Annotated in this window: 24 protein-coding genes; 9 read left to right on the forward strand and 15 right to left on the reverse strand. The window is 67.0% G+C overall.

The genetic code is table 11. The features are described from left to right. Positions 1-4 precede the first annotated feature (4 nt). The 5 genes from RBJ77_RS44335 to RBJ77_RS44355 form a co-directional block, all read right to left on the reverse strand. The gene (locus tag RBJ77_RS44335) at positions 5-397 is read right to left on the reverse strand and encodes an SH3 domain-containing protein (RefSeq protein WP_372350177.1); all 393 of its coding nucleotides are present in this window, start codon (positions 395-397) and stop codon (positions 5-7) included. Between the two features lie 127 nt (positions 398-524). Then, complete coding sequence (locus RBJ77_RS44340) at positions 525-1802, reverse strand: ATP-binding protein (protein ID WP_372350239.1); 1278 nt, start codon at positions 1800-1802, stop codon at positions 525-527. 8 nt (positions 1803-1810) lie between these two features. Next, positions 1811-2584 (reverse strand): hypothetical protein, encoded by a 774-nt coding sequence (locus tag RBJ77_RS44345; protein WP_372350178.1) that lies wholly within the window; start codon positions 2582-2584, stop codon positions 1811-1813. 37 nt (positions 2585-2621) lie between these two features. Next, a complete protein-coding gene (locus RBJ77_RS44350) occupies positions 2622-3242 on the reverse strand; it encodes a class F sortase (protein ID WP_372350179.1) in 621 nt (206 codons plus the stop codon). Positions 3243-3393: 151 nt separating this feature from the next. Then, positions 3394-3675, reverse strand: a complete 282-nt coding sequence (locus RBJ77_RS44355; RefSeq protein WP_372350180.1) for a hypothetical protein — start codon at positions 3673-3675, stop codon at positions 3394-3396. 230 nt (positions 3676-3905) lie between these two features. Between RBJ77_RS44355 and RBJ77_RS44360 the strand changes: the two genes are divergently transcribed. Next, positions 3906-4709, forward strand: a complete 804-nt coding sequence (locus RBJ77_RS44360) for a nuclease-related domain-containing protein (RefSeq protein WP_372350181.1) — start codon at positions 3906-3908, stop codon at positions 4707-4709. Positions 4710-4826: 117 nt separating this feature from the next. Here the strand turns inward: RBJ77_RS44360 and RBJ77_RS44365 are convergent, their stop codons facing one another. Both RBJ77_RS44365 and ligD read right to left on the reverse strand, forming a co-directional pair. Further along, positions 4827-5738 carry an ATP-dependent DNA ligase gene (locus RBJ77_RS44365; RefSeq protein ID WP_372350182.1) on the reverse strand — a complete coding sequence of 304 codons (912 nt, stop codon included), beginning with the start codon at positions 5736-5738 and terminating at the stop codon, positions 4827-4829. Beyond that, positions 5735-6619: a non-homologous end-joining DNA ligase gene (gene ligD, locus RBJ77_RS44370; RefSeq protein WP_372350183.1), complete on the reverse strand. Its 885-nt coding sequence runs from the start codon at positions 6617-6619 to the stop codon at positions 5735-5737. Before ligD ends, RBJ77_RS44365 begins: the two co-directional genes overlap by 4 nt. Before the next feature lie 63 nt (positions 6620-6682). Here ligD and RBJ77_RS44375 point away from each other — a divergent pair, with 63 nt between their 5' ends. Next, positions 6683-7696 carry a Ku protein gene (locus tag RBJ77_RS44375; RefSeq protein ID WP_372350184.1) on the forward strand — a complete coding sequence of 338 codons (1014 nt, stop codon included), beginning with the start codon at positions 6683-6685 and terminating at the stop codon, positions 7694-7696. Between the two features lie 509 nt (positions 7697-8205). Here the strand turns inward: RBJ77_RS44375 and RBJ77_RS44380 are convergent. Further along, positions 8206-9360 carry an acyltransferase family protein gene (locus tag RBJ77_RS44380; RefSeq protein WP_372350185.1) on the reverse strand — a complete coding sequence of 385 codons (1155 nt, stop codon included), beginning with the start codon at positions 9358-9360 and terminating at the stop codon, positions 8206-8208. 164 nt (positions 9361-9524) lie between these two features. Continuing rightward, a complete protein-coding gene (locus RBJ77_RS44385; RefSeq protein WP_372350186.1) occupies positions 9525-10100 on the reverse strand; it encodes a TerD family protein in 576 nt (191 codons plus the stop codon). Positions 10101-10232: 132 nt separating this feature from the next. On the opposite strand from RBJ77_RS44385, the gene RBJ77_RS44390 reads away from it, so the two are divergent. Together RBJ77_RS44390 and RBJ77_RS44395 are read left to right on the forward strand one after the other, a co-directional pair. Beyond that, positions 10233-10688, forward strand: coding sequence for a BlaI/MecI/CopY family transcriptional regulator (locus tag RBJ77_RS44390; RefSeq protein ID WP_372350187.1), 456 nt, complete (start codon positions 10233-10235; stop codon positions 10686-10688). 2 nt (positions 10689-10690) lie between these two features. Next, on the forward strand, positions 10691-11617 hold the full coding sequence (locus tag RBJ77_RS44395) for a M56 family metallopeptidase (protein ID WP_372350188.1): 927 nt from the start codon (positions 10691-10693) through the stop codon (positions 11615-11617). Between the two features lie 1452 nt (positions 11618-13069). Here RBJ77_RS44395 and RBJ77_RS44400 read toward each other — a convergent pair. The 3 genes from RBJ77_RS44400 to RBJ77_RS44410 all read right to left on the reverse strand — a co-directional run bounded on the left by RBJ77_RS44400 (position 13070) and on the right by RBJ77_RS44410 (position 18669). After that, positions 13070-14626, reverse strand: a complete 1557-nt coding sequence (locus RBJ77_RS44400; protein ID WP_372350189.1) for an AAA family ATPase — start codon at positions 14624-14626, stop codon at positions 13070-13072. Between the two features lie 86 nt (positions 14627-14712). After that, a complete protein-coding gene (locus RBJ77_RS44405) occupies positions 14713-17808 on the reverse strand; it encodes an N-6 DNA methylase (protein ID WP_372350190.1) in 3096 nt (1031 codons plus the stop codon). A 438-nt stretch (positions 17809-18246) separates the two neighbouring features. Beyond that, complete coding sequence (locus RBJ77_RS44410; protein ID WP_372350191.1) at positions 18247-18669, reverse strand: hypothetical protein; 423 nt, start codon at positions 18667-18669, stop codon at positions 18247-18249. A gap of 938 nt (positions 18670-19607) precedes the next feature. Here RBJ77_RS44410 and RBJ77_RS44415 point away from each other — a divergent pair. After that, the gene (locus RBJ77_RS44415; protein ID WP_372350192.1) at positions 19608-20519 is read left to right on the forward strand and encodes a nuclease-related domain-containing protein; all 912 of its coding nucleotides are present in this window, start codon (positions 19608-19610) and stop codon (positions 20517-20519) included. Positions 20520-20531: 12 nt separating this feature from the next. Here RBJ77_RS44415 and RBJ77_RS44420 read toward each other — a convergent pair whose 3' ends face one another. From RBJ77_RS44420 to RBJ77_RS44430, 3 genes are all read right to left on the reverse strand, one after another. Beyond that, the gene (locus tag RBJ77_RS44420) at positions 20532-21017 is read right to left on the reverse strand and encodes an NUDIX domain-containing protein (RefSeq protein WP_372350193.1); all 486 of its coding nucleotides are present in this window, start codon (positions 21015-21017) and stop codon (positions 20532-20534) included. 19 nt (positions 21018-21036) lie between these two features. Continuing rightward, positions 21037-22254 (reverse strand): helix-turn-helix domain-containing protein, encoded by a 1218-nt coding sequence (locus RBJ77_RS44425; protein WP_372350194.1) that lies wholly within the window; start codon positions 22252-22254, stop codon positions 21037-21039. A 234-nt stretch (positions 22255-22488) separates the two neighbouring features. Next, positions 22489-22860 carry a winged helix-turn-helix domain-containing protein gene (locus tag RBJ77_RS44430; protein ID WP_372350195.1) on the reverse strand — a complete coding sequence of 124 codons (372 nt, stop codon included), beginning with the start codon at positions 22858-22860 and terminating at the stop codon, positions 22489-22491. Positions 22861-23011: 151 nt separating this feature from the next. Between RBJ77_RS44430 and RBJ77_RS44435 the strand changes: the two genes are divergently transcribed. The 4 genes from RBJ77_RS44435 to RBJ77_RS44450 all read left to right on the forward strand — a co-directional run bounded on the left by RBJ77_RS44435 (position 23012) and on the right by RBJ77_RS44450 (position 25162). Next, a complete protein-coding gene (locus tag RBJ77_RS44435; RefSeq protein WP_372350196.1) occupies positions 23012-23359 on the forward strand; it encodes a hypothetical protein in 348 nt (115 codons plus the stop codon). Positions 23360-23365: 6 nt separating this feature from the next. Beyond that, positions 23366-24703 (forward strand): FtsK/SpoIIIE domain-containing protein, encoded by a 1338-nt coding sequence (locus RBJ77_RS44440; RefSeq protein WP_372350197.1) that lies wholly within the window; start codon positions 23366-23368, stop codon positions 24701-24703. Positions 24704-24785: 82 nt separating this feature from the next. Next, positions 24786-24980, forward strand: coding sequence for a hypothetical protein (locus tag RBJ77_RS44445; protein ID WP_372350198.1), 195 nt, complete (start codon positions 24786-24788; stop codon positions 24978-24980). A 2-nt stretch (positions 24981-24982) separates the two neighbouring features. Continuing rightward, the gene (locus RBJ77_RS44450; RefSeq protein WP_372350199.1) at positions 24983-25162 is read left to right on the forward strand and encodes a hypothetical protein; all 180 of its coding nucleotides are present in this window, start codon (positions 24983-24985) and stop codon (positions 25160-25162) included. Positions 25163-25170 lie beyond the last annotated feature (8 nt).

The raw sequence follows: 25170 nt of genomic DNA on the forward strand, positions 1-25170 counted from the left end.
TATGTCAGCACCAGCGGGGTGCCGCGCCGATGTTCGCGATGTACTTCGCCGAGCCCCAGGCCCAGGTGCCGTCGGTCAGCAGGTACCAGAGGTGGTTGCCGCCGACGTCGTCGCCGCCCGTCTTGCAGAAGATCGGGACCTTCGCGTTGTACGGCTCGGTGCGGATGACGCGGCTGCCGCGGGTGGGCGCGTCGCGCAGCAGCAGGCCCGACTTGGCGGTGACGCGCCCCCAGTAGACCGGCGGGTGGTTGTTCGCGTCGGTGGCGCCGGTCGTGCCGGTCGTGCCGGTCGCGCCGGTCGTGCTGTTGGCCGCGAGGGCGGGGGACGCGGTGGCGACGAGGGCGGCGACGGCGGCGACGGCTATGCCGAGGCGGGCGGTGCGGGTGCGGGCGCTCATGGAGCCTCCTGGGGCGCAGTGACGGGGCCGGCCGCGTGTGCACGGGCCGTGCCTCCCACCTAATGCGCCGGGCGGGGGATGCGCACGGCGGCGGACGCCGCCAGGGTGACCCCGGCCCGGACCGCCGCTACCCGGGCCAGGTGACGGGCTCGTCGTACGGCAGCGCCAGCGTGGCCACCGCCCCGCCGTCCGGCGCGTTCGTGAACCGCAGCCGCGCGCCCAGGACTTCGGCCTGGCCGAGCGCGATGGTCAGGCCCAGGCCGTGGCCGCGCGCCCCGCCCTCGGTGCGGAACCGCTGCGGGCCGTGCTCCACCAGATAGTCCGGGTAGCCCTCGCCGTGGTCCCTGACCGTGATCACCGGCCCGTTCACCGTGAGGGTGACCGGGGCGCCGCCGTGCCGGTGGGCGTTGGCCACGAGATTGCCGAGGACGCGCTCCAGACGGCGCCGGTCGGTCACCACGCACACGTCCCGGACGACGACGACCTCGGTGTCGGTGGCGGACGCGCGCACCACCCGCTCCGCCACCGGGCCGAGCCACGTCGCGTCCAGGTCCACGCGCTCGCTGCGCGCGTCGAGCCGGGAGATCTCCAGGAGGTCCTCGGTGAGCGTGCGCAGCGCGGCGACCCGGTCGCGGACCAGCTCCGTGGGCCGGCCCGGCGGCAGCAGCTCCGCCGCGGCGTGCAGTCCCGTCAGCGGGGTGCGCAGCTCGTGCGCGACGTCGGCCGTGAAGCGCTGCTCGGTGAGGATCCGGGCCTGCAACGAGGACGCCATGCTGTCGAGGGCCCCGGCGACCGCCGCGACCTCGTCCTGGTGGCGGCCGGTGTCCCCGTCGGCCCCGGTCCCTTTGGTCCGCGGATCGTTCACCCGTGCGTCCAGGTCGCCGGCGCTGATCTTGCGCGCCACCCGCGCCGTCGTGTGCAGCCGCCGCGTCACCCGGGTCACCGCGAACGCGCCCACCAGGAGCGTCGCCCCGATCGCCAGGACGGAGGAGCCGAGGATCGCGTTGTCCAGGCCGTCGATGGTGCGGGCGCCCTGCCCGTAGTCGATCTGCACCGCCAGCGCGGTGCCGGCCGCCGCCGGGCCCGCCGCCCACATCGTGGGGCGCGCGTCGTGGCCGCTGCCGACCATCGTGCCGCGCTGCCCGTCCACGGCGAGGGCGCGCAGCGACTCCGGCAGACCCGGCGGATCCACCCCGGCCCCCGGCCCGAGCCGCCCGCCCGCCTCGAACGCCGTGGTCGCCTCGTCGAGCCGGGACAGCGCCCGCTCCCGCGCCTCGCGCACCGTCTGGTTGGTGACCGAGACGTGCACGAGGATGCCGAGCAGCGCGGCGAGCGCACAGCACATCACCGTGATGAACGCGGCCGCCTTCCAGGTCAGCGACGCGGTCCAGGCGGGCAGCCGCAGCCGGCCCGTCACGAGGCGCTCGGGGAGGGCACGGCGGACGGCGACGCGGACGGTGCCACGGACGGCGCGGACGGGGCCGGCGAGGGCGACTCCGGAGCAGGGGTCTCGGCCGGGGGAGTCTTCGGCGGCCCGGTGCGCACGATCTCGTCGCGCGTCGGCAGCATCGCCCGCTGATGGGCGTCGTACGACCACGACGTCCGGTACTCGTAACCGGGCAGGTCCGCCACGGCGCGCACCACGATGCTGCGCCCGGCCAGCTGGACGCTGATGACGGCGTCCTCGTCGTCCATGATCTGGGTCAGCTTCTCGTCCGCATACATGTAGACGCGGACCACGAGGAGGCTCTTCGGCTCGCGGATCGCGACGACCAGGTCCTCCTTGCCGTCCCCGGTCAGATCCGCGTAGTACCCGTGCTGGACCGGGCAGTCGGCCTTCTTGGGGCCCGGGTCGCCGCAGGCGTCGAGCTTCTGCGCCGACTCCTTGGACAGGTCCGGGTCACCGGCCGCGACCTGGGCGCGCAGCACCGCGACCGGGCTGACCTCGCGCAGGTTCCCGTGCGGCACCGTGACGCCCTTGACCAGCTCGGTCTCGCCCGCGCCGTAGTCGTCGGCGGGCGCGGAGGCGGGGGACAGCGAGGGCCACAGATGGCGCGGGCCCACCGCCGTCGGGGTCGCGCCCGCGGCCTCCAGGCCGCCCGCGTCCCCGCAGCCCGACAGGAGCAGGGCGGCGGCGGGCACGGCGAGGGCCGTAGCGGCCAGCGGGCCGAGGCGCCTGGGCGTCACTGCACTCCTGCCTGCCGGGCCGCTCGCCCGGACCGGATCAGTCCCCGACGAGGTCGGCGAAGAGAACGATGTTGTCGCTGCGGTGACCGTCCACGATGGGGCCACCGCAGGTGATCAGGCGCAGGGTGGGGCGGTCGGTCGCTGCGTACACCTTATTGGTGGGGAAGTCCTTTTTATTAACCTGCTGGATCTCGCGCACCTCGAACGCCGCCGTGCTGCCGTCCGCGCGCGGCACCTCGATCCGGTCACCCGCCCGCACCTTCGCGATGTTCCGCAGCAGCGCGGGCCCGCGCGCCGTGTCGTAGTGCGCGACGAGCACCGCGGCGCCCCGCTGCCCCGGCGTCGGACTGCCCGTCCACCACCCCGGCTGCTCCGCCTTGTCGACCGGCGGCACCTCCAGCTCGTGGTCGGCGTCCAGGCCGAGCCGCAGCATGGCGTGCGCGTCGACCCCGGCCGCCGGGATCCGCAGGCCGGTGGGCGCCGACCGGTCCATGGCGGCGGGCGTGCCCTGCGGGGTGGCGGGGGCGGTGGTGCCGCGCACGGAGACGTCCGGCGCGGGGGCGGCGCCGCTCGCACCGCCCTGGCCGCAGGCCGTGACCCCGGCGGCGAGGGTGGCCGCGAGGACGGCGGTGGCGGCGATGCGGGCGGGGGTCTGCACGGGGCGGCTCCGGGAAGTGGGGTGGGGTGGCTCAGCCGTCGGTGTGGCTCGGCGGTCGGCGCGGCTCGTCCGTTGGCGTGGGTCGGTCGCAGGCGCGGCCCGTCCGTTGGCGTGGGCTCAGCCGTCGGTGTGGCTCGGCCGTCGGTGTGGCTCAACCGTCGGCGCGGCCGCGCCGGATCGTGGAGTAGGCCAGCCCCGCGACCCCGGCCGCGGCCATGCCGCCGCCCGCCAGCAGGAAGTACGGATTGGCCGACGGGTCGTCCGTGGCCTGGGCCTCGGCCGGTCGCGGCACGGACATCTCGGCGGGTGCGGTCGTCGCGGTCGACGTGGGGTGCTGCGGCGCCCGGGCCTCGGCGAACGCGCCGGCGGGCACCAGCAGGGCGCCGCCGAGGACGGCGGTGACGACGGCGCTGCGGAGGAAGGCGGGGCGCATGAAAGGTCTCTCCGTCCGGCTCTGGGGGACACGGTGGTGTCCGGTTCGACCTCATGAACGGTAAAAGTTCGCCATCACGGCAATTCGGCAGCTGTGTAACAGCAGGCCCACGCTCTCCGCCCGATGCGGTGAAGGCCGCCGGACGGGGCGGTTACGGACGTCATGTCGGGCTTGCGGGCTTCTTGCCCTGCGGCGGGCATCCTGCTCCCATGGTCATGGGGTGATGGGGCATGAGCGGACTGCGCGTCATACCGACCTGGCGACACGGCCAGGAGCGGCTCTACGTCTACGGCGACGACGGCAGGAACGTCGCCTGGTACGACCGGGATGCGGGCCGGGTCAACCTGCTCAGCGAATCGAACCGGGAGGACGTCCTCGCCGTCCTCCGCCCGTTCATCACGGGACAGGTCGCCGTCGGGCCGCCGCCGGTGCCCACCCCGGCCGAGCTCGCCCGGCTCAGCCTCCACCCGGACGACGACCTCGCGCCGAACCGGCCGGGCGAGGCGCTGGTGATCTCCCTCGACCGGGACCCGGCCCCGCAGCGCAGGCTGCGCAGCGACCCGCGGCGCCGGGCGCTCGCCGCGCAGCAGCAGACCGGGGAGGTGCTCGACGGGCTCGAAGGGGCGGGGTGGCGGGTGCTGCACTCGGTGCCGCTGCCCGGCGGGGCGCACATCCACCACCTCCTGATCGGCCCCGGCGGCCTCTTCGCCCTGCACGTGCTGCCCGCCCGCAAGCAGCGGGTCCGGATCAGCGACCCCATGGTCACGCTGGGGCGGGGCGAGCCGGACGCGCTGCTGCGGAGGGTGCGGGCGGACGCGTCCCGGGCCTCGTTCGCGCTCACCGCCGAGGTGCGGGCCGGGCTCGTGCTGGTGGAGCCGTCCGCGGTCGACGTGCTGGCGCCGCCGCGGGACGTCCGGCTGCTCACCGACACCGAGGTGTCCGGGCTGGCCCGGGTGGGCGGGCTGTTGAAGCCGGCGGACGTGGAGGCGCTCCACGCGATGGCCCGGGACCGGGGGGCGTGGGTGCGCGTGTAGCCGGGGCGCGCCGCGGAGCGGGCCCTTCGGGGCGTGCAGCCGGGGTGACCGGGATCGGGCCCTTCGGGCGGGCCTGCGCTCACCGGAGGCCGACCGGCTCACCGGAAGCGGACCGGCTCACCGGAAGCGGACCGGTTCGGCGGAGAAGGCGCCGTGGCGGGTCGTGCGCTGGCGGATCTCCAGGGTCAACTCGCCCTCCTGCGGCAGAAGTTGATAGGTGACCTCGCCCACGCCCACCGCCGTGACCACGGTCTCGTCGCCGGTCGGTGGGGGCAGCAGGCGGGCCGCTTCCGTGCGCAGGGCCGACGGCAGGGGAGTCGTCAGGATCGGGGAGCCGTCGCCCGGCAGCGTGACGACCAGCGCGCGGGGCGCCGTCGGCGGACCCGTGAAGCCGATCACCAGGGCGTCGCGGGTGTCGCTGTGGCGGAGTTTCAGCCAGGTGCGGCGGCCGCCGAGGTAGGTGCCGTCGAGCCGCTTGGCCACCAGGCCCTCGATCCCGCTCGCGGGCAGCGTCTCGTACCAGGTCAGGGCCGTCGCCCGGTCGGTCGTCGACGGGACGGGCTGGAGCGGCGGGCCCAGCGGGGCGAGGAGGCGGACCAGACCGGCGCGGCGCTCCGTGTACGGGCGGCGGCGCAGGTCCGTGCCGCCCTCGGCCAGCAGGTCGAAGGCCGCGTACGAGGCGGGCAGCTCCCGGGCCAGCACCCGGGCCCGGGCCGTCGACGCCGCGGCCGCCCGGCGCTGCACCGCCGCGAAGTCCGTGCGCGCCTCGTGCCAGACGACGACCTCGCCGTCGAGCACGGTGCCGGCGGGCAGCGCCTCGGCCGCCGCGACGAGGTCGGGGAAGGCCCGGGCGACCAGGCGCCCCGAGCGGGCCTGCAGCACGACGCCGTCGGCCGTGCGCAGGACGACCATCCGGTGCCCGTCGAACTTAGGCTCGTACGCCCACGCCCCACCCGTGTCGTCCCGCGGCAGCGCGTCCACGGACTCGGCGAGGGCGACGTCGACCGGCGGTCTCAGGACGTCGCTCATGACGGCAGCCGCCCGGCCCGGTTGGGGTTGATGAGCGGGCCGAGCAGATCCCCGTACCGCCGCAGCCGCGGGGCGATGTCGTCCGCCAGGAACACCAGATCGTCCGCGTGGGCGCAGGACTCGACCTCCTCCCAGGTCACCGGCGTCGACACGGTCGGTTCGGGGCGGGCCCGCAGGGTGTAGGGGGCGGCCGTCGTCTTCGCGGCGGAGTTCTGGCTGTGGTCCACGAACACCTTTCCCGGGCGCAGGCTGCGCGTCATGCGGTGCACGACGAGCCGGGGCAGCTCGGCCTCGGCCTCCTGGGCGAGGGCCTTCGCGTAGGCGCTGACCTGCGGGGACGGGGTCGGGGTGAGCGGGACGAGGAGGTGCAGGCCCTTCGAGCCCGAGGTCTTCGCGTAGCTGTGCAGACCGTCGGCGGCGAGCCGCTCGCGCAGCCACACGGCGACCTCGCAGCACTGCACGACGTCGGCCGGGGCCCCGGGATCCAGGTCGAACACCAGCCGGTCCGCCTGCCCGGGGGCGTCGGCCTGCCACTGCGGGGTGTGGAACTCCGTGACCAGGTTCGCCGCCCACACCAGCGTCGCCAGGTCCTGGACGAGGATCTGCCGCGAGACGCCCGCCGAACGCGGAACTTCGGCCGTCTTCACCCATGCGGGGGTTCCGGGCGGCACGTTCTTGGCGAAGAAGCGCTGTCCGGCGGGTCCGTCGGGGAAGCGCAGGAAGGAGACCGGGCGGTTGTAGAGGTGCGCGAGCAGGGAGCCGGCCGTGGTCGCGTAGTAGTGCAGCAGCTCGCCCTTGGTGAACCCGGTGGCCGGGTAGAGCACCTTCTCCAGATTGCTGAGCGGGAGCCGCCGCCCCTCCACTTCTGTGATGGGCGTCATACGGTAATAGTCTGGCAATACTGAAGATTTCCCAGCCAAGCAGGGCGAAACGGGAGGTACACCGTGCGCTCCATATGGAACGGCGCCATCTCCTTCGGTCTGGTCAGCATCCCGATCAAGCTGGTCAACGCCACTGAGAACCACTCGATCTCCTTCCGCCAGATCCACCTGGAGGACGGCGGCCGGATCCGCTACCGCAAGGTGTGCGAGCTGGAGGAGAAGGAGGTCACGGCCGCGGAGATCGGCAAGGGGTACGAGGACGCCGACGGCTCGATCATCCCGATCACCGAGGACGACCTCGCGCAGCTGCCGATCCCCACGGCCAAGACGATCGAGATCGTCGCCTTCGTCCCGGCCGACCGGATCGACCCGCTCCAGATGGACGCGGCGTACTACCTCGCCGCGAACGGCGTGCCCGCGGCCAAGCCGTACACGCTGCTGCGCGAGGCCCTGAAGCGCAGCAAGAAGGTCGCCATCGCCAAGTTCGCGCTGCGCGGCAGGGAACGGCTGGGCATGCTGCGCGTCGTCGACGACGCCATCGCGATGCACGGGCTGCTGTGGCCGGACGAGATCCGGGCGCCCGAGGACGCCGCGCCGGACACCCACGTCACGGTGCGGGACGCCGAACTCGACCTGGCGGACGCCCTGATGGACACACTGGGCGAGGTCGACATGGACTCGCTGCACGACGACTACCGGACCGCGGTCGAGGAGATGATCGCGGCGAAGACCTCCGGCGGCGAGCAGGCGGAGACCCCTGCGGCGCCGGCCGCCAAGGGCGGCAAGGTGATCGACCTCATGGCCGCGCTGGAGAGCAGCGTACGAGCGGCCAAGGAGGCGCGGGCCTCCGGCGGTTCGACGGAGGACGTGGCCGAGGTGACCCATCTGTCGTCGCGGCCCCGGAAGAAGGCGGCCCCCAAGAAGAAGAGCGCGTCCGCCGCCAAGTCGACGTCGTCGAAGAAGAGTTCCTCCGGAACGGCGTCGAAGAAGAAGTCGACGTCGACAAAGAAGTCGACGTCAACGTCAACGTCAACCACAGCCAAGAAGACCACCCCACGCAAGAGGGCATCGGCCTGAGGACCGTTGGCGCCTGCGGGCCGGTGGGGCTTCTCGCGCAGTTCCCCGCGCCCCTGGAGCATGCGGCTTCGCCGCAGCCCCATAGGCGCCCCATGAGACGGCGCACGAAGTGCGCCTCTCAGGGGCGCGGGGAACGGCGCGAGAAGTCCCCACCGTCCCGCACTCGGCGGAATTCCCTGCTGCCCACGGCGGGCACCCGTGCTTTTAGGGGCGCGGGGAACGGCGCGAGAAGTCCCCACCGTCCCGCACTCGGCGGAATTCCCTGCTGCCCACGGCGGGCACCCGTGCTCTTAGGGGCGCGGGGAACTGCGCGAGAAGCCCCACCGGGTGGTGGGCGAAGCACGGCCTGCGCGAGGACCCCGCCACCCCACCGCTGGCCACCACCCCCGCCCCGGCCGCCGAACACGCCGGATTCTGACCACGGAACTCGGAACACAGGGCCCCGAACACGGAAGGGGGAGGGCGCGGAACGCACCCTCCCCCTTCCGAGGACCACATACTGCCGACGGCTACCGCTTGCGCGCGACCTCGGCCGCGTCCCGCTTGAACGCCCACTCCATCTTCGGCTCCATCGCGAACCGGAACATGCGCTGCACGGGTGGCGTGCAGAGCACGGTGATGAGCGTCATCGCGGCCACGGTCACCACGATCTGCCCGGCCGGCGTGTGCACCCAGTCGACCTCGTACCAGTCCCAGAACCGGGAGCCCTTGGCGACGAAGCCGTGCAGCAGGTACCCGTACAGCGTCCCGGCCCCCAGCGCCGTGAACCAGAGCTTGCGCCCCGGCACCCAGGCGAAGAAGCACGCGACCAGGATCACCGAGCAGCCGAACATGGCGAGCGTCATCACGGCGCCGCTCCAGCCGGGCGCGGCCAACTCCTGGGCGCTGTCGCGCCGGTAGAACCAGGCCGCGTTCATCCGCGGCGCCGCCCAGTACGCGAAGACCAGCGCGGCCGCGAACACCGGCAGTGCCAGGATCCGCGCCTCCTTGCGGCGCACCAGCTGGAAGTGCTCCGGCTTGAGGACCAGGCCGAGCACGAAGAACGGCAGGAACTGCAGCACGCGCTGGAGGTCCAGGTCGTCACCGATGTCGGGGGAGACCGAGGCGAGCGCGGCGATGGCGAGCGCCACCGGCAGCGGCCAGCGGATCACCTTCCACAGCGGGGTGGACAGCCGCCACACGAACAGCGCGATCAGGAACCAGGTGAGGTACCAGGGATCGAGCAGACTGATCGGGTACGAAGGGTCGTCCCCGGCCGTCCGCTTGAAGAAGGTGTACGCCACCTCGAAGATCACGTACGGCACGGCCACCCCGGTGACCAGCCTCTTCAGCCGGGTGGGGCTCGCGTCGAAGGACCGCGAGAAGTAGCCGGAGATCACGATGAACGCCGGCATGTGGAACGTGTAGACCATCATGTAGAGGGCGGCCGCGGCCCGGCTGTCACCGCGCAGCGGCTCCCAGGAGTGGCCCATCGCGACCAGCACGATCGCCAGGTACTTCGCGTTGTCGAAGAACGCGTCCCGCGCTTTACCCGGCTTCTTCCCCGCGGGGGCCGGAGTCTCCGAAGGCTTCGGAGCGGCGGTGCTCGCATGCGGCGGTCCGGTGGTGGCGCGCTGCTCGGGCAGCGGACTCCGTCGGGCCGCGATCCGAACCGGTTCGCTCACGATCCCTCCCGTGTGGAACCCCGGCTCCCGAAATCACGTCTTCTCAGGTTTGTGAGGTTCAAGTGGCTGCGAGACATCCAAGGCACCGTAGTCACCGACCGAGCCGCCCGTAAACCTGTGCTGGTCATGGGTGGCGGCTGTCACAGACCGAAGTCGGGACGGGGTCAGACATTGACTCCGAAGTCGGACGCGATGCCCGCGAGGCCCGACGCGTACCCCTGGCCGACGGCACGGAACTTCCACTCCGCCCCGTGCCGGTACAGCTCGCCGAAGACCATCGCGGTCTCCGTGGAGGCGTCCTCGGTGAGGTCGTAGCGGGCGATCTCGGCGCCGCCCGCCTGGTTCACGACGCGGATGAAGGCGCCCCTGACCTGCCCGAAGCTCTGCCCGCGCGACTCGGCGTCGTGGATCGAGACGGGGAAGACGATCTTGTCGACCTCGGCGGGCACCGCCTCCAGGTCCACCTTGACGCTCTCGTCGTCGCCGTCGCCCTCGCCGGTGAGGTTGTCGCCGGTGTGCTCGACCGAGCCGTCCGGGCTGGTGAGGTTGTTGTAGAAGACGAAGTGCCGGTCGGAGACCACCTTCCCGGACGCGTCGCACAGCAGCGCGGAGGCGTCCAGGTCGTAGTCGGCGCCGGTGGTGGTGCGCACGTCCCAGCCGAGACCCACCAGGACCGCGGTCAGGCCGGGCGCCTCCTTGCTGAGCGAGACGTTGCCGCCTTTGGACAGGGAAACTCCCACGGTCTTCTCCTCCGTACGGTGGGGAACGTACCCTGAAATCTACAACACTGTAGAAGTTTGCCGGAGGGGAGGAGCGGGCCCGCCTCACTACGATGAGGCGCTGGAGCGGAGGAGGAGGGTGAGGGTGACGTGGTGAGCCACGACGAGAACGCTGCGGGCGCCGAGGGCGCCGAGGGCGCTTCGGGCGCCGAGCATGCCGAGGGCGGGCGCAGGCGCGGTCAGGGCGAGCTGGAGGGCCAGGTGCTCGCGGCGCTGTGCGAGGCGCACGGCCCGGCGACGGCGGCCTGGGTGCGCGAACGCCTCGGCGGCACCCTCGCGTACACGACGGTGATGACGATCCTCACCCGCCTCCAGGCGAAGGGCGCCGTCACCCGGGAACGGGTCGGCCGCTCCTTCACCTGGACCGCCGCGTCCGACGAGGCCGGCCTCGCCGCGCACCGGATGCGCCGGGTCCTGGACGGCGAGTCCGACCGGGCCGCGGTCCTCGCCAGCTTCGTGTCGAGCCTGTCCGCGGGCGACGAGCGGCTGCTGCGCGAGCTCCTCGCGGACGAGGAAGGCTCGGGGGCGGACGGCACCGGGGGCGGCTGACGATGGGCGTCTTCGTCTTCCTGCCCCTGGTCCTGCCGCTGACCGCCTGGCCGGTCGCGCGGCTCGCCGAACGGCACCTCCACCCGCGCGCCGCCACCCGCCTGCTGACCGGCGTCGGCTTCGTCCTGGCCCTGTGCAGCACGCTCTGCCTCGGCCTGCTCGCGATCGTCGGCACCGCCCAGCTGCCGGGCAACCCGCTGCCGGACGGCTGGGCCGACCCCGAGGTACGGGCCGCGGTGCCGCACGACGAGGTCGTCGGCAAGACCGCCATCGTGGCGCTCGCGGCGGCGCTGCTCTCCTGCGGAGCGTTCCTGACGCACCGTCGCAGGACCGCACGACAGGCGGCCCGCGCCCTCGCCGGACTCCCGGGCGGTCGCCGGATCGCGGTGCTCCCCGACGACATCCCGTACGCCCACACGCTCCCGGAGGGCCGGATCGTCGTGTCGACGGGGATGCTCGCGGGCCTCGGATCCGCCGAGCGCAGGGCCCTGTTCGCGCACGAGCGGGCCCATCTGGCCGGCCGCCACCACCGGCACCTGCTCCTGGTCGGCCTCGCGGCCCGCGCCAACCCGTTCCTGCGCCCCCTGCGCACCGCGGTCACCTACACGGTGGAGCGCTGGGCCGACGAGGACGCGGCCCGCGCCGTCGGCGACCGCCGCCTCACCGCCCGCGCGGTCGGCAAGGCGGCCCTGCTCACCCCGCGCACCCCGCTCCCCGCAACCCCCGCGTTCGCGTCCCCCGGCCCGGTCCCACGCCGAGTGGCCGCCCTCCTGGCCCCACCCCCCGCGACCCGCCCCTGGCCACCCCTGTTCACGGCGGTCGGAGCGGCGGCGTGGGCGGCACTGGTCGGCACGATGCTCTCGGCGATGGCATCGGCGAACTCGGCGTTCACCCTGATCGTGATCCTGCACGCGGCTACGCCGCTGTGAACCGAAGCCGCAGCGACGTCCCCGGCCGTGACGGCCGGGGAGCACTTCCTGAAGAACGCCGCGTACCCGGACCGGGCCGACTCCGTGCCCCTGCAGGTCATGGGCAACTGGCCCCCGAAGTAGGCCTCTTCCGGAACGCGTCTGCCACCACCAGCGAGGCACTCGGAGCCGCATCCGCCCGCACAAGCAAGAAGACCCCGCACTCAGCATCTCTGCTGGTTGCGGGGTCTTTAGGCACCCAATTCAAGGTGCCCCCGGCAGGATTCGAACCTGCGCACACGGCTCCGGAGGGGCCTTGAGTTGCGAGCAACGCAGCAGCTCACGGCCCTGCGTATGGCAAATCAGGGTGGACCAGTCCACGGATTGTCCACGGCTCGCTGAGCACTGCTGCAGGGGTGGGGAGTTGGTACATCCGACGTCGCATGTAGGCGTGATACCTGCTTTACCCGAAGGATCAAGAAACATCAGCCAGCAACCGGCACAGAAAGGCGAGACAGCTAGGGCTTGACTCCAGCTGTCCTTGCCGAGGGTGGGCAGGCCGTGGTCCACAAGAAACCGGGGGCGTTCCTTGGAAGCCTGCCGGCGCTCGGCAGGCCTGGGTGTATCAGAATTTGTTAAACCCACCCTGGGTGTACCAAGTGCTGCGAGATAGGGCCTGGTACATGACTGCACGCCAATTATTTAGTCCACCGGTGTCCCTACTGTTCGTGATACTGGCTGCCATACGTTCCAAGTAGATACGGGGATCCAGCTCAGGCAAGTTTGAAAGGAAGCTGCGTATGCCGCTAATCTCCTGACCTGCGTGGGACGCATAAAGTTCGGCTAACCCAAAGGTATTGAAGTGTAGACGCACTCGCTCTGAGAGGACTGGATTCCAATGGTTTGGAGCTTCCACGAAATATGCCAAGGATGGAGGGGCCGTGTCCGACTCGATGACATGGGCGTGAAGCCACTGCTCATTCGTCACATCATCGAAGTATGGGTGCAAGGTTTGATCGTGGGCGGTCTGAGGGAAGATCGAGCTCTTTATCCAATTGCAGCTGCTGCACGCGGGAACTAGGTTCGAGGGGGTCACGGCGAGCAGCGGAAAATGAGCTTTAGGCATCTGGTGATCTAGCGTTTCGACTGTCCGTTGCCCGCAGAGAGGGCAAATGCCGTGCTTAGGTGCCTTCTTCAGAGTGTTGTAGACGGGATTACCCGGAGAGTCGGCTGGCACCATTCTGCTCTTGTAGGTTTTGAGGAGCTCCGACCGGTCATCTTCATCCTCGGGCACTCCCTTGAGTGGAGCCAATGTGTGAAGCGCGGTGGATGCTGCTGCATTCTCGTAAAGATTGGAAGCATTGACGACGTCCATTGTGAGTGCTTCGAGGCGACGCCGCGCAGGCACACGCGCAGCACTAATGCACGTGCGGTAAAATTCAGATACCGGCATGTCGGGACGCGGGAGGGGTCTCACTCGAACCTGTCCTCCACGGCTGGTCCCAAGCCTCCGCCCAGGTCGCGCACTGCGATGAGCCCCTGCGTAATGGCGCGAGCTTCGCCTCCGAGCTGTCCTCCGAAAGCGCTCAGCACGTCGTCATAACTCAACCCCCGCCTCACCAATCTTTTCAGGTACCGGTGATATCCCGAGTCTGTAACCTCAAGGCTGAAGACTTCATGTGTGAGAATGCCTACGTTCTCGCCGAATGTCTCAATAGAGGGGCGTTCGGCGATCATCTGGTCGTCGTAGCGACGCAACTTCCACACACATGACGTCGGCACTTCCTGCAAGACTACAGGTGAGTGGGTGGCAATTATTGCCAGGCCATTTCGATCTGTCAGGAGATCGGAAAGTGCTCGGATAAAGGCAGCTAGCAGCGGAGGATGTAGGTGCGATTCCGGTTCATCGATTACAACAAGAGTACGTTCAGTGACGTGCTCAACGAGACGGGTCAGCGTCAAGAGGACTGCTTTATGACCCGAACTGAGATTTTTAAATAGGCTCTTAGCCTTTTCCTTGCGTTGCTCGGGAGCTTCGATCGCAAGGAAGTCCTCAACCCATGAGTCTTCTAAGAAGCCGCTTCCGGAATAGCGAAGCGTGCGAAGAGCGTTCGCCCAGCGCTGCGCACGTCGCCCTGTTAGGCACGCTTCCACACTTTCAGTGAAGTCGCGAGCGAGTTGCTCCGGAGCCTTTATCTCGGGATGCTGACCAAGGCGACCTGGTAGCTTTAGACCCACATATGAGTATCGATCGATCCCGATGTCTTCTTCGTCAATCTGCGGAAATTCATCAAACGCACTAAATGTGACACTCACTAGGTTGGCGAATGTATCGAGGTCTCCGCGGTCGGCCTCAATAATTCTGCCTACCTCAAACTCTTCCGAGCGCCTGTCTGCAATGCAGCGCGTGAGTTTATTGAGCAAGTATGACTTGCCGACGCCATTTCGGCCGATCAGAACGTGAATGTTTGTGGGCGGTACCGATTGAGGAATGACTGTGAAGGGTAGTAGTACCGCTTCTCCTTCTCCCCCTCGCGGACGTGGTGGCTCATAGACTACTTCGAATCCACGAATTCGCTCTCCGCCTCGAGCGATACGGCGGAACTGATCTTGAACCGCAGTTGCCTGCACGAAACGCATCAGAGATTTCTGAGTCACTGGCTCGGTTCGGACTTGCCGAAATATAGCCTCGTCGTAAACTACATCCCGTAAGGCAGCGAGAACAACGTCTCGTATTTGATGTCCCAGGCCGACGAGGTTGGTGTAGTAGCTGTCGTCCTGGCCAAGCGAAAAGAACCTCTCAGCCAGAGTGTCAAAGTCTGCAGGCAGTGAGAGAGGGAAGCGCGGACGCATACCGCGTCTGCCGATCTTCACCTCTCCGATGTCGTGCCGTACGCCGTGTTCATCGTAAATGACAAGGTAGAACAGGGTGGCGAATCCGAAATCGTCCCATCGGTCGGCAATGAGTAGTGCGCGGTAACGCAGGTCGGTTGGCTCCCTCTCGCCTTGCTGCATTACTTCGAACCGCATTTATCCCCCATTCTAGGCATCCCTAAGTGCCGCACGCCTAGCTAAATCTGGGTGAGTGCGCACTCAGCTGGCCAGCAGGTTCAGAATTATTCGAGAAGAAGGCGAACGAGTTGGTCGAGCTCCTCGGCGTCCGGTGACGTGCTGAGCTCTTGCCGGACCACTTGGCGTAGCTTGACGAAACCCTTCGACTTGTCCAGTTGGAGTTGGGAGATTCGCTCGTGTTCTGCCGCGCCGATCTCGGCAATGCGTGCGTGCGTAGCCTCCGAGGGATCGAAGGCGGGAATAGGCAACTCCCACACTGCTTTGTCGATGTCACGCTCGTCCTTTCCGTAGGACATGAGCGGACGAACCAATTCGGTAAGTGCCGGGGCATTCAGGATCGCGGTCAGGTACAGGCCCTCGATCTTGTTCGATACAGTTCCCCAGTAGAGTTTGTGCTCCAAAACCGCATTGGGATCTTCGACCAGCGCCGCAGTGACGTGCATCCCAGATGCCCCGTACACGACACGCAGTGGAGTCCCGGGCAATTGATCTGCCAGCTTCTTGCGGAAATTCAGTTGTTCCAGCAGCGAGAGTCGTTCACTGCGGCGATGAGTCTCCCACTGCTCCTCGGCATTTCTCCACCAGCGAGCAAGGTCCGGGTATCGATCCAAATGAGGATGGTCGCCATCCATCAGTGTGCCGGTCGCCTCGACGGGTAGAACGGCTTGTTTCGAATCCAAGACAAGGTATGGAAGGATACTCTCTCCGAGAAGGATAGGGCGAATGAATTCCTTTTCCACGACTCCTTCCATATCGGGGAGGTTCTTCCATGGCGCCTTTTCAAGGTTATTCCGTTCGGAACGCACGGAAATGCGCCCGCCGCCAAGGCCCAGGGAGTTAGCCTGTTGGGCTTCCACGAAGAACAGATACTTCGGGTAAATCGTGGCTCCGTTATTGAAGCGTGAACGGTAAGGCGAGGAGATTAGCGATTCTTTGGCGTACTTAAGTTGCGCCGTTTCTCTCTTGATCCAACCCCTGGCTTGTGGCCATGTTGTTGCCGTGCGGGAAATCTTCCCGGTCCATCGCTCGGTCTCTTTAGATAGCGCGGTAGGGTTGTTGCCTTGCGCCGAGGTGCCAATTCCTACTTTGATGCGGCGTCCAAAAATTACGGCACTGCCACGCGGGAAGAAATGTGGCCGCAGCCGGCGAAGGTCCCATGAGCCTGAGAAGGCAACCTTCACCGGAGTTTCAGGGTCAGGGTAGTCGCCGGCCCTGAAGCCGGACCAGTAGGGGCGGTCAAGGAGCGGGTTTGGCACGACGAAGGCAAATTTCCCGTCTTCACGCAGATACTGCTGAATCGCCCTCGCAATGAAGAGGCCTGATAGGTCCTGGTGAGTCGCTACTTCGTCCCCGCGCCATAGCTTGCGGGATTGAGACATCTCTTTGAAGAGTTCTTGCATGTCTCTCGGCATGTGGCGGTAGGACAACCAGGGTGGGTTGCCGATCAATACGTCCACTCGATTTTCAGCGCGAGAGAGCCACATCGGTCGGGCAAGGTTGCGCACATAGTACGACCAAATGTGGTTACGGCCTTCATCGACGAGCTCGCACAGCAGCCTGAAGTTGTGGGTTAGCTCCTGCCGGTCCTGCTCGGAAGTGATCGCCAATCGGTTGAATGCCGCACTGAGTGATGGGATTTTTCCGGCAGGGCGGTTCGTGGCTTTGTCCGCTAGCTCGTTGACGAGGTCATCGAAGTTGACCGCGTCTGCGAGTAGATTCTCAGAGAAGCGAAGCTCGTTTTCGTAGAACTGTCCGCCCGCGCCGGTTCGGATAACCAAATGACCGTGATCCAGTAGATCGGTGCGCTGCTGCCACTGAAAGCTATCGCCAAGGTATACAGGTACCCTTATGTGCCGACGATCGTTCGAAGTTAGACGCTCCTGCCCAATGGCGAGCAAGTAGGTGACGCGTGCCAGGGAAACTGCTACAGGATGGAGATCGATCCCGGCGACATGGTCGATCAGTTCGTCAAGCGAGCGCTTGAGTGATTGCCCAGCGGATTCTGCCGTTTCGAGATAGCGACGGACAGCATGGAAGAGGAAGGTGCCGGACCCGCATGAGGGGTCAAGTACGCGCTGATTTAGTGGGTCGGTGATGGTTTCGGAAACCATCTTCTCGGCAAGCCAGTCGGGTGTGTAGTATTCACCCTGCTTCTTGCGTGTTTCCTGGGCGATGACGGATTCGTATAGCACCTTCAGGACGTCATGTTCGACTTCGTGCCAATCGAATCGAGCCAAGCGACGGGCCAGGGTGTGTACGAAAGATTCTCCATCTTCAACTTCGATGGGCCATCCAAAGAAGTCGGACTCAACTACACCGAAGATGTTCGCCCTGGTAAACAACTGCCCCTGAACAAGGGTTGCGGCTCGTACATCCTTGACGTCGATACCAAGCACCATGTGAGCGATGATCGCCGCGTTGTTAACTAGAAGTGTGTGCTCGATGAACAGTTCGTCACTATCGTCAAACTGCGCGCCCAGTGCACTTCGGAGCAGCCGTGCCCACAACTCACGCTTGAGCTTTACGGTTGGTAGATTTTTGTGCTGCTCGTAGAGTGCAGTAAGGGTGGCCCGGTCGAGCTGGTGGGAAGGGCTGTCCGCACCCATGCGAGCCTCGATTGCGGACGGAGTTGGCTTGATGCCTTGGGCTGTGGCAAGGACCCCTTCCAGCCATAGCAAGAGATCTTCGAGAGCCACTCGGGGCTTGAGCTCAAAACGGCTCACCTGAATGAAGTCATCGCCAGCTAGACTGTATGCGCGCCAGTCAGAGCCATCGGTAAGGATGCCTGCATATCGTTGTCCGAGCTGTTCCGTCCTAGTTCGAACATACCCAGCTAGCTGTGCTTCTGCGGCATCTCGAATGGTTTTGCTGCGAAGATCCTTCTTGATCTCGATCGCAGTAAAGCCGATCTCGATATCGATGCGCCGACGATCGCCCACCTGACTCTCAAGGCGTGGCATCACCTCTTCGTGAAGGTCGTCATCGCCTAGATTCAAGCGACCGTCCAAGAGCAAGGTGCGGACGTCCGCCTGGACTTCCGCCTCTGACCTACTGGCCTTCCGCTTGAGTAGCCGTCCGAGCAATTTCTCGAGCCTGTGATCTGGGCTAGTGGTCATAGTGACAGCGGACGCACTGCTCATGGGATGACCGATGGGACGCCCAAGTGGGTGTGGACGTGGCCTCTTCGGGTCCGGGTGGCGTCCCTCTCCTTCCCTCTGCAGCGACGCGGGCGTCGACCGTGACGTGGCGGCTTGCCTAGTACCTAACATTCTGCCGCCTGGACGCGCGGATGATCACCCCTTCGACCTACTTGCGGCCTGCGTTTCGTGCATGATCGCCGGCCATGTCCGATGTCGGTCTCGCACGGCCGTAGGCAGCCGATCCCGCCATGGGCCCGGTTGTGGCGCGTCTCGTCGCTACTGGGAGGCTGAACCCTGGCGGATGGCGGAGTTGCAGTTCGACGAGGGCAGTAGCCACATCAGATCCGTCGCACCTGCGCGACTTCCCACTCTCATCGCCCGGTGTAGAGGAACTGGACCAAGGGGCCTACCTGGTTTTGAACCACTCTTGCGCATCCCTCACGCGGAGTGATTGTTGGGGGCCAGCTGCTCAAGGCCGAGCTTGGCCAGACGGGAACGTATGGCAGTGGGCTGGCGCCCGAACTCGATGGCTAGGACCTCGTAGTTCTGTTGTCCTGCCCGGTACAGCTCTAGGAGCTTCTCTTCGTCGAGGGCAGTCCAAGGCTTGCCGAAGTTTGGGTACTGGGAGCGGAGTTGGTCTGGATCCTCGCGCCGACTGCCGCCAGGCGCCTGGACTACCTCAACGGACTTGATCGTAGGTATGGGGTAGCGGGCTCGCTCCGTTCCACCGATCCACAAGATCAGGTCTGCGCCTTCGAAGGTGATGCTGTCTGCCGGGATGGTGGCGGCCCGGCGTCGGCAGTCCTCGTCGTCTGGATCGGCAATGAACTCGGTGAAGGTGAGGCGAAAAGAAACGCGCACACTAGGAACCCCCATGACTCCAGACTGCCGCACGGAATGCTGTTTGAAACAGAACGCGGTTTCTTGTGGGGATCAGAACCAGCCGCGCCCGGTCGTTGATCGCTGAGGTCGGTGGAGCGGCTTTGGGCTGGAGCTGCCATGGGGCGAGTGATCATGGCCCCTTAAGCTTCCGGCGAGTCGGGCAGTCTGTGGACCTGCCCGTTAAGGCACGACGTTGGGGCCATGATCTTCGAGGCTCGCCCCATGGTGGCTGCCTAAAGCCGTGGAGCCGACCGGCCCCGGCCAGGACGGGTTTCCCGTTCGTCGAGGGTGCTGCCCGCATCCGGGCTGGGCCTGTGGCTGGTCAGCGGGCCTTGGGGCGCTTTGTGAACCTGGCTGCGTTGGCCCGTCGATTCGCTCCGCCATGATCCGGCCTGATCGGTAACACAAAGCGTCTTTGACCTGTGGTTTTGCTCTCCACCTTGTGCCTCACGGCCCGGTTGTCTGGTTGTGGCCTCCTGGGTGGCTCCGGACGGACGACGCGCCGCAGCCACTGACGTAGGCATGGTGGCTTCGGGGTGGCGGCCGGCCGGCGCCACCCCGAAGTTGTGAGGCTCTCGGTCCGTATGGATCGATCCCCTGGGGACAGTGGGTCTGGGGTTTTAAGAGGTGGTGTTCTTGCTCCTGCACCTTGGGGTCTCACCGGTGCTTGGTTCTTCTCCTCTTCTGGGCCGGATCATGGCGGAGAGGAGCGAGGGGCCGTGAGCGGCCGTGGTTCGCTGAAGTGCCCTTTGGCGGTTGGGTTGGCAATGATCGACGCCGCGGGGCCGGCCCGAGCCGCGAGCGGAGCGAGCCTTGATGAAGTAGGGAAAGTTTGTCCGCGAGGCGGTCTTGCCGGTCGCTGCCCAGGCTGTTCCGATGATTGTGGGGACCATCGGTCTACATGTGGGGCGGGGCGCATGAGCGATCTGACGGTGAATCCATGGAAGCGGCACGGTAGGGACCGGTTGTACGTGAACCTGCCCGACGGCACCGCGGTTGCCTGGGCGGATCGGGCCACCAAGGTCATCACTATCAAGGTGCAGAAGCATCGAGTTGAAGCGGTGGCACTCCTGCGCCAGCATCTCGGCGACGCGGTGACTGTCAGTCCCCCGGCGCCGGCTACTCCTGAACCTGTTCAGAGAATGCCCGCCCCACCGCGGGAGCAGCCAGCAACTCAGAGAGCAGAACGCCCCTTACAGGTTCCGCAGTTGACGGTTGCCGACGATCTGGCTCGAAACCGGCCGGGCGCCGTACTCATTGAAGCCATCGCCGCTCGTGGACCGTCGACGGCTCAGCGCTTGTGGGCCAAAGCTTTGCGGCGCCCATCGGAGTGGGATTCCTGGTACGTGGGCCTCGAAGGAGAGCGGAGGGTAGGCAGAGAGCTGCAGCGCCTCACCGCTCAGGGCTGGCGAGCTCTTCATGGCGTACCCAAGAGCAACGGTGGCGACATCGATCACCTGCTGATCGGCCCTGGGGGAGTGTTCGCCATCAACACGAAGCATCATGCTGGCGCTTCCGTGTGGGTCGGCGACGAGATGGCCAAGGTGAATGGTGGGAAGCCGACCCCGTATGCCGCTGCGAGTAAAGCTGAGGCCAGTCACGTACAGCGGGTGTTAGAGCGCTACTGCCGTTTCACGGTGCCGGTGGAGCCGGCTCTCGTATTTGTCGGCGTGGCCTCACTGCAACGAGCTGCCACACAGTACGCCGTCCGCATCTATCAGGAGCGAGAGGTGTCGGCTCTGGGCCCATTGTCGGGACAGCTCACACCGGACCAGGTGGAACGAGTCTTTGCTGTAGCCCGGCATCGGCGTGTATGGCTCAGATCGTGATGCTGTCCAGACCTATGCGGCGACGTCCTGAGGCTGCTGACCGTGCTCCAGATATGCGGTATCGGAGCCAGCTCGTGCATCCCGAGCGGCCGTGATCCGCCGAGCAAGGCGGGGGATGCTGCGTTCGGAGATCTCGACTGACGACAGGAAGGCGTAGCTCTTCAACTCGTCTCCTTGGAGCGTGATTCGACCCAAGGTCTCAGGGGGCAGCTGACCGCCGTCGAAGAGATAGAGCACCTTGTCGCCCTCGCCGTCGCTCGGCGCCCAGTCAACTGCCAACAGTCGGCCGAGGGGAACGCTGATGCCCAGCTCTTCGCGGACTTCGCGAACGGCTGCTTGAAGGGGGGACTCGCCCGTCTCGACGTAGCCCCCAGGGATGTCCCAGTAGTCCTTATAGGTGGGCTCCACCATGAGGATCCGGCCAGTGGCGTCAAAAAAGAGCGCACCCGCGGCCATGCGCGGATGCGCCATCTTTGCTTCGTGCTCGTTCGCTGCCATGAAGCCGAGCGTACCTACCTCAGACGACGTGAAGCCTGTTGGCGAGGTCGGCCATAGCTCGGCTCGGACGACCGCGCTGGTTGCGGACCCAGGTGAGCACGAGTTCACGAGCGAGATAGTGGCTTCGAACCTGCTCGGGCGCCCATGCTTCGGCCTCAAGGACCATGCCCAGTGCATGGTCGACGCGGTTGTGGGCGCTCAGCGCGCGGGCCACTTCGATGTTGTGGCGCGTCCTCCGTTCAACCGGAAGCGCGCTCGTGTCGATCTGGGGCCCTAGGTCAACGGCGACCTGCATGTCTCCCAGTTCAGCCGCCGTGGCCACGCGGTGGATCGCTACGTTGGTCGGGCCGAATGCCGTCCATACGTAGTTGGCGTCACGTCCTAGCTGGCGCGCTGACTGGTCGGCCTCGGCGAGGAACGCCCGCGTGCTCGCGCGGTCATCCGCCCGCGCCGCGGCCATCGAGCCGGCGAGGAAGAGCGTCCCGTAGATCGACAGGAACTCAGGGGCAGCGGTGTCGTTCAGGCCTGGCCGCAGGTAGTCCGATGCGTCCCCGACGAGCTGCACGGCAGCGTCGAATCGCCCGTTGGACAGAAGGCAGTGGGCCACCGACCGGAAGAGCGAACCGGTCACTACTGCATTGCCGGACTGCTGGGCGGCAGCGAGCCCTCGGTCAGCGGCAATCCAGGCAAGATCCGTCTCTCCGACCTTGGTGAGCACCATGGCGGCGCTCTGGTAGGTCATGGCCAACAACTCGTTTGCTCGTTCGCGCTGTTGGCCTTGGTAAGCCTGGGCTGCGATGAGAGCGTCTGCGAGCAGCAATGGGAGACGGCGCGTTGCTAGCCCGTAGCGAGAGTCTTGGTAGGCGTCCCACACCTCGGCCACGCTCTCGCGCAGCTCGTCGAGGGGGGTGGGTTCCCCCTCGGTGGTCACCCCGAGCAGCGGGGTCAGTTGTCGGTAGTTCATCAGCGCCGAACGAAGGGCGGGCACGGTGCCCGTACCGCTGTCGGCTGTCCAGTCCAGGAGGGTCGGCTCGGCGAGCAGGTCGCCCAGGCTCACGTCCAGGGCGTCGGCCAGAGTCTTGATGACGGAGAGCCGGTCCAGCTCGATGCGGTTGTTCTCCGCCTTGCTCAGCCAATCGACGGTTCGACCGACCAGTCCGGCCAGAACCTCTTGGGAGATGCCTCGCCGGCGGCGGTACCACGCGACTCGCTCGCCGATCGTCAGGTTCGTCGTCATTCCTCGCATGGCAAGAGCGTCTCCCCGTCTCTTCGCGCGACCCCGGAGAGTTTTTCCGGGGTAGTGCTGCGGGCCGGTTCTAGCGTTGCTGACTGTCCGAGGGGTTGTCAGATCGAACAGTCGACGAGGGGGCCGTGATGGCACTGACCCCGGCAGAGCGGTTGGAGCTACTCAAACAGATTGAAGGGCTTGGCGACGAGGTAGTGGAGTTAACGCACCGCGCTGATGCGGTGATCACTTGTCTTTCGTCTGTTGTCGCAGGAGATCCTCAAGCTGGTCCATCCTCTCGGCGAGGCGACGAACGTCCCGACGAACCTCCGACAGGTACTCGGTGATCTGCTCGTACTCGGGGCTGCGTTTCGCGCTCGCTTCCGAGCCTGGCAAGGCCGCGAAGCTTCCCTTCCCCTGGTGGGAGAGCGCGTAGCCGTCCTCGCGAAGCCGCGAGATCGCCTGTCGTGCGACGGTGCGCGAGACGCTGTGACGAGTCATCAGCTCGGACTCTGACGGCAGCTTGTCGCCGGGCGCCAGTTCACCCTCTTGGATCTTGCGCTTGAACTCGTCGGCGATCTGCAAGTACGCGGCGCGCTCGGCGGTGAAGTCGGCCATAGCCCCTCTCAGTGCTTGTTGTACCTAGTGCAGCACATTGCTCGGACACGAGTCGAGACCAACCACTTGACACACCAAGTAAGACAGGTGCAGTCTCGAATCAATGTTGACGTACTAAGTACGTCAAGTAGATCTCATCGAGGAGCGCTTCATGCGTCAGATCCCTGTGGACACCGCCGCCATGACGGTCATGTTGATCCAGACCCCGGAGCCCAAGGTCAAGAACAAGGACACCGGCGAGATCGCGACCGACCGCACGACGGGCAAGACCCTGTTCAACGTGAACGTGGCCGTGATCGTGGACGGTCGTCCAGACGCGCTGACGATCGTGGTCGCCGAGGACGGCATTCAGCCGGATCTCGTTCCGGGCCTGCCGGTGGAGTTTCCCGGCCTGGTGGCCCGCCCGTGGGAGAACGACTTCGGGCACGGCATCAGCTACCGCGCGATCGCGGTCACGGCGAAGACCCTCACGACGGCCGGCTCCAACGGCAAGGGCTGATCAGCCATGACCGAACTGCTCTTAACCGTCACCGCGGTGGTGGTCCTCGCGCTGGTCCTGCGGGCCAAGGCTCCGACCGCGTACTGGTTGCTGTTCGGCTTCCCGGCCGCGCTGGTGCGGGTGTTCGCCTCCTACCGCGAAACCCTCGAAGCATGTGAGCTGACGGTCTCCCCGCCGTGGTGGAAGGTCTTCGCCAAGAGGGCATCCGGCTCCGACGACGTGGCCCGTCCCGGTATCCCGAAGGTGCGCCGGATCCGCCCCACCGCGACCGGCATGCGGCTGCGGATGAAGCTCCCCGCTGGCCTGGCCCCCGAACACGTGGAGAAGTCTGCGGAACGGCTCCGGCACGCCTGGGGCGTGCACTCGATGCACGTCACCGAACTGCGGCCCGGGGTCGTCGAGCTGCGGATGACGTCCTTCGACATCCTGGCCCGGGTGCGGATGCCGCGCCGGCTCGCTGCGGGGCCGCTGTCCGTCGTGGTCGCCCTGCGCGAAGACGGCCGCCCCTACGTGCGCAACTACCAGGAATCCCCGCAGGGGCTGACCCTGGGCGCCACCAAGTCCGGCAAGTCGATGTTCCAACGCTGCCTGATCAAGGCCCTCGCACCATTGGACGTCGCCCTGGTCGGCATCGACTGCAAGCGCGGCGTGGAACAGGGCCCCTTCGCCCCGCGACTGACCGCGCTGGCCACCACCCCGGATGAGGCGGACGGCCTGCTCGATGCCCTCGTCGGCGAGATGGAAGACCGCTTCGACCTGCTGTGCCTGCACCAAGGGATCGACCCGGGCACGCCGCTGGAAGACATCACCTCCGACATCTGGGGCCTGCCTCCCAAGCTCCGTCCGGTGCCGATCGTGGTCCTGATCGACGAGATCGCCGAACTGTTCCTGGTCGCCTCCAAGATCGACGCTCCCCGCCGGGACCGCATGGTCACCCAGCTGGTCCGCCTCGCCCAGCTCTCCCGCGCGGTCGGCATCCACCTGGAGATCGCCGGGCAGCGCTTCGGCTCCGAACTCGGCAAGGGCGCCACCGCCCTGCGGGCCCAGCTCACCAACCGGGTCACGCACCGCTGCAACGACAAGCAGACCGCCGAAATGGGCCTCGGCGACATCAACGACCTCGCCGTGAAAGCCGCTACCGCGATCGCCTCCGAGCGCGCCGGTATGGCCGTGGCCGGTGACTCCTCGGGCACGTGGACCCGGATCCGCACGCCGAAGACCTCGATCGGCGAAGTCGTCTCGGTGTGCCGCGAGTTCGCCCACCTGACGCCCGATCTCCCGGCCCTCGCCGCTTACCGGCCCGTGGCTGCGCTGTCGGCGCCGGCTGCGACATCGGCCCCGTAGCACCCCCTCGCAGTCCGGTCGGCGTGACCGCCTCGCGCCAGGTCCCTACCCCCGCCATGCCCGACACCGGAAAGGAACGGCAATGTGCGCCTCCTGTGAGGACCTCAACCGCACCGTGCTCATGCTCGGCTTTCTCGTCCAGTACGCCGAACACCCCCTGGCAGACCAGCACTTCGCCGATGTCGTCGGTAGCGCCTTGGCCCTGTCCCTGCCGCTGGATGAGGCCTCGTCCCTCTACCGACTCCCGCCGACCAACGGCTCCGAGGGTGGGTGGTGAACGTGCCCACCAAGAAGCGAACTGTCCGCCCCGCCCCGGCCGCGAAGAAGTGCGGCACCTGCAAGGGCTCCGGAGAGATCTTCATCCCGGTCCGGGTTGGTGGCCGTAAGCAGCGCACCACCGATGACCAGCAAACCGGCCTGTGCCTGGCCTGCCTCGGCTCGGGCGAAGCCACCGACTGAACACCGCC

The organism is Streptomyces sp. KL116D, assembly GCF_030766975.1.
Classification (GTDB): Bacteria; Actinomycetota; Actinomycetes; order Streptomycetales; family Streptomycetaceae; genus Streptomyces; species Streptomyces longispororuber_A.

Excerpts from the sequence above, each read along its gene's own strand:
- RBJ77_RS44335 (WP_372350177.1), bottom strand. The coding sequence starts at position 397 with ATGAGCGCCCGCACCCGCACCGCCCGCCTCGGCATAGCCGTCGCCGCC.
- RBJ77_RS44355 (WP_372350180.1), bottom strand. The coding sequence starts at position 3,675 with ATGCGCCCCGCCTTCCTCCGCAGCGCCGTCGTCACCGCCGTCCTCGGC.
- RBJ77_RS44360 (WP_372350181.1), top strand. The coding sequence starts at position 3,906 with ATGAGCGGACTGCGCGTCATACCGACCTGGCGACACGGCCAGGAGCGG.
- RBJ77_RS44365 (WP_372350182.1), bottom strand. The coding sequence starts at position 5,738 with ATGAGCGACGTCCTGAGACCGCCGGTCGACGTCGCCCTCGCCGAGTCC.
- ligD (WP_372350183.1), bottom strand. The coding sequence starts at position 6,619 with ATGACGCCCATCACAGAAGTGGAGGGGCGGCGGCTCCCGCTCAGCAAT.
- RBJ77_RS44395 (WP_372350188.1), top strand. The coding sequence starts at position 10,691 with ATGGGCGTCTTCGTCTTCCTGCCCCTGGTCCTGCCGCTGACCGCCTGG.
- RBJ77_RS44400 (WP_372350189.1), bottom strand. The coding sequence starts at position 14,626 with ATGCGGTTCGAAGTAATGCAGCAAGGCGAGAGGGAGCCAACCGACCTG.
- RBJ77_RS44405 (WP_372350190.1), bottom strand. The coding sequence starts at position 17,808 with ATGAGCAGTGCGTCCGCTGTCACTATGACCACTAGCCCAGATCACAGG.
- RBJ77_RS44415 (WP_372350192.1), top strand. The coding sequence starts at position 19,608 with ATGAGCGATCTGACGGTGAATCCATGGAAGCGGCACGGTAGGGACCGG.
- RBJ77_RS44420 (WP_372350193.1), bottom strand. The coding sequence starts at position 21,017 with ATGGCAGCGAACGAGCACGAAGCAAAGATGGCGCATCCGCGCATGGCC.
- RBJ77_RS44425 (WP_372350194.1), bottom strand. The coding sequence starts at position 22,254 with ATGACGACGAACCTGACGATCGGCGAGCGAGTCGCGTGGTACCGCCGC.
- RBJ77_RS44430 (WP_372350195.1), bottom strand. The coding sequence starts at position 22,860 with ATGGCCGACTTCACCGCCGAGCGCGCCGCGTACTTGCAGATCGCCGAC.
- RBJ77_RS44435 (WP_372350196.1), top strand. The coding sequence starts at position 23,012 with ATGCGTCAGATCCCTGTGGACACCGCCGCCATGACGGTCATGTTGATC.
- RBJ77_RS44440 (WP_372350197.1), top strand. The coding sequence starts at position 23,366 with ATGACCGAACTGCTCTTAACCGTCACCGCGGTGGTGGTCCTCGCGCTG.
- RBJ77_RS44445 (WP_372350198.1), top strand. The coding sequence starts at position 24,786 with ATGTGCGCCTCCTGTGAGGACCTCAACCGCACCGTGCTCATGCTCGGC.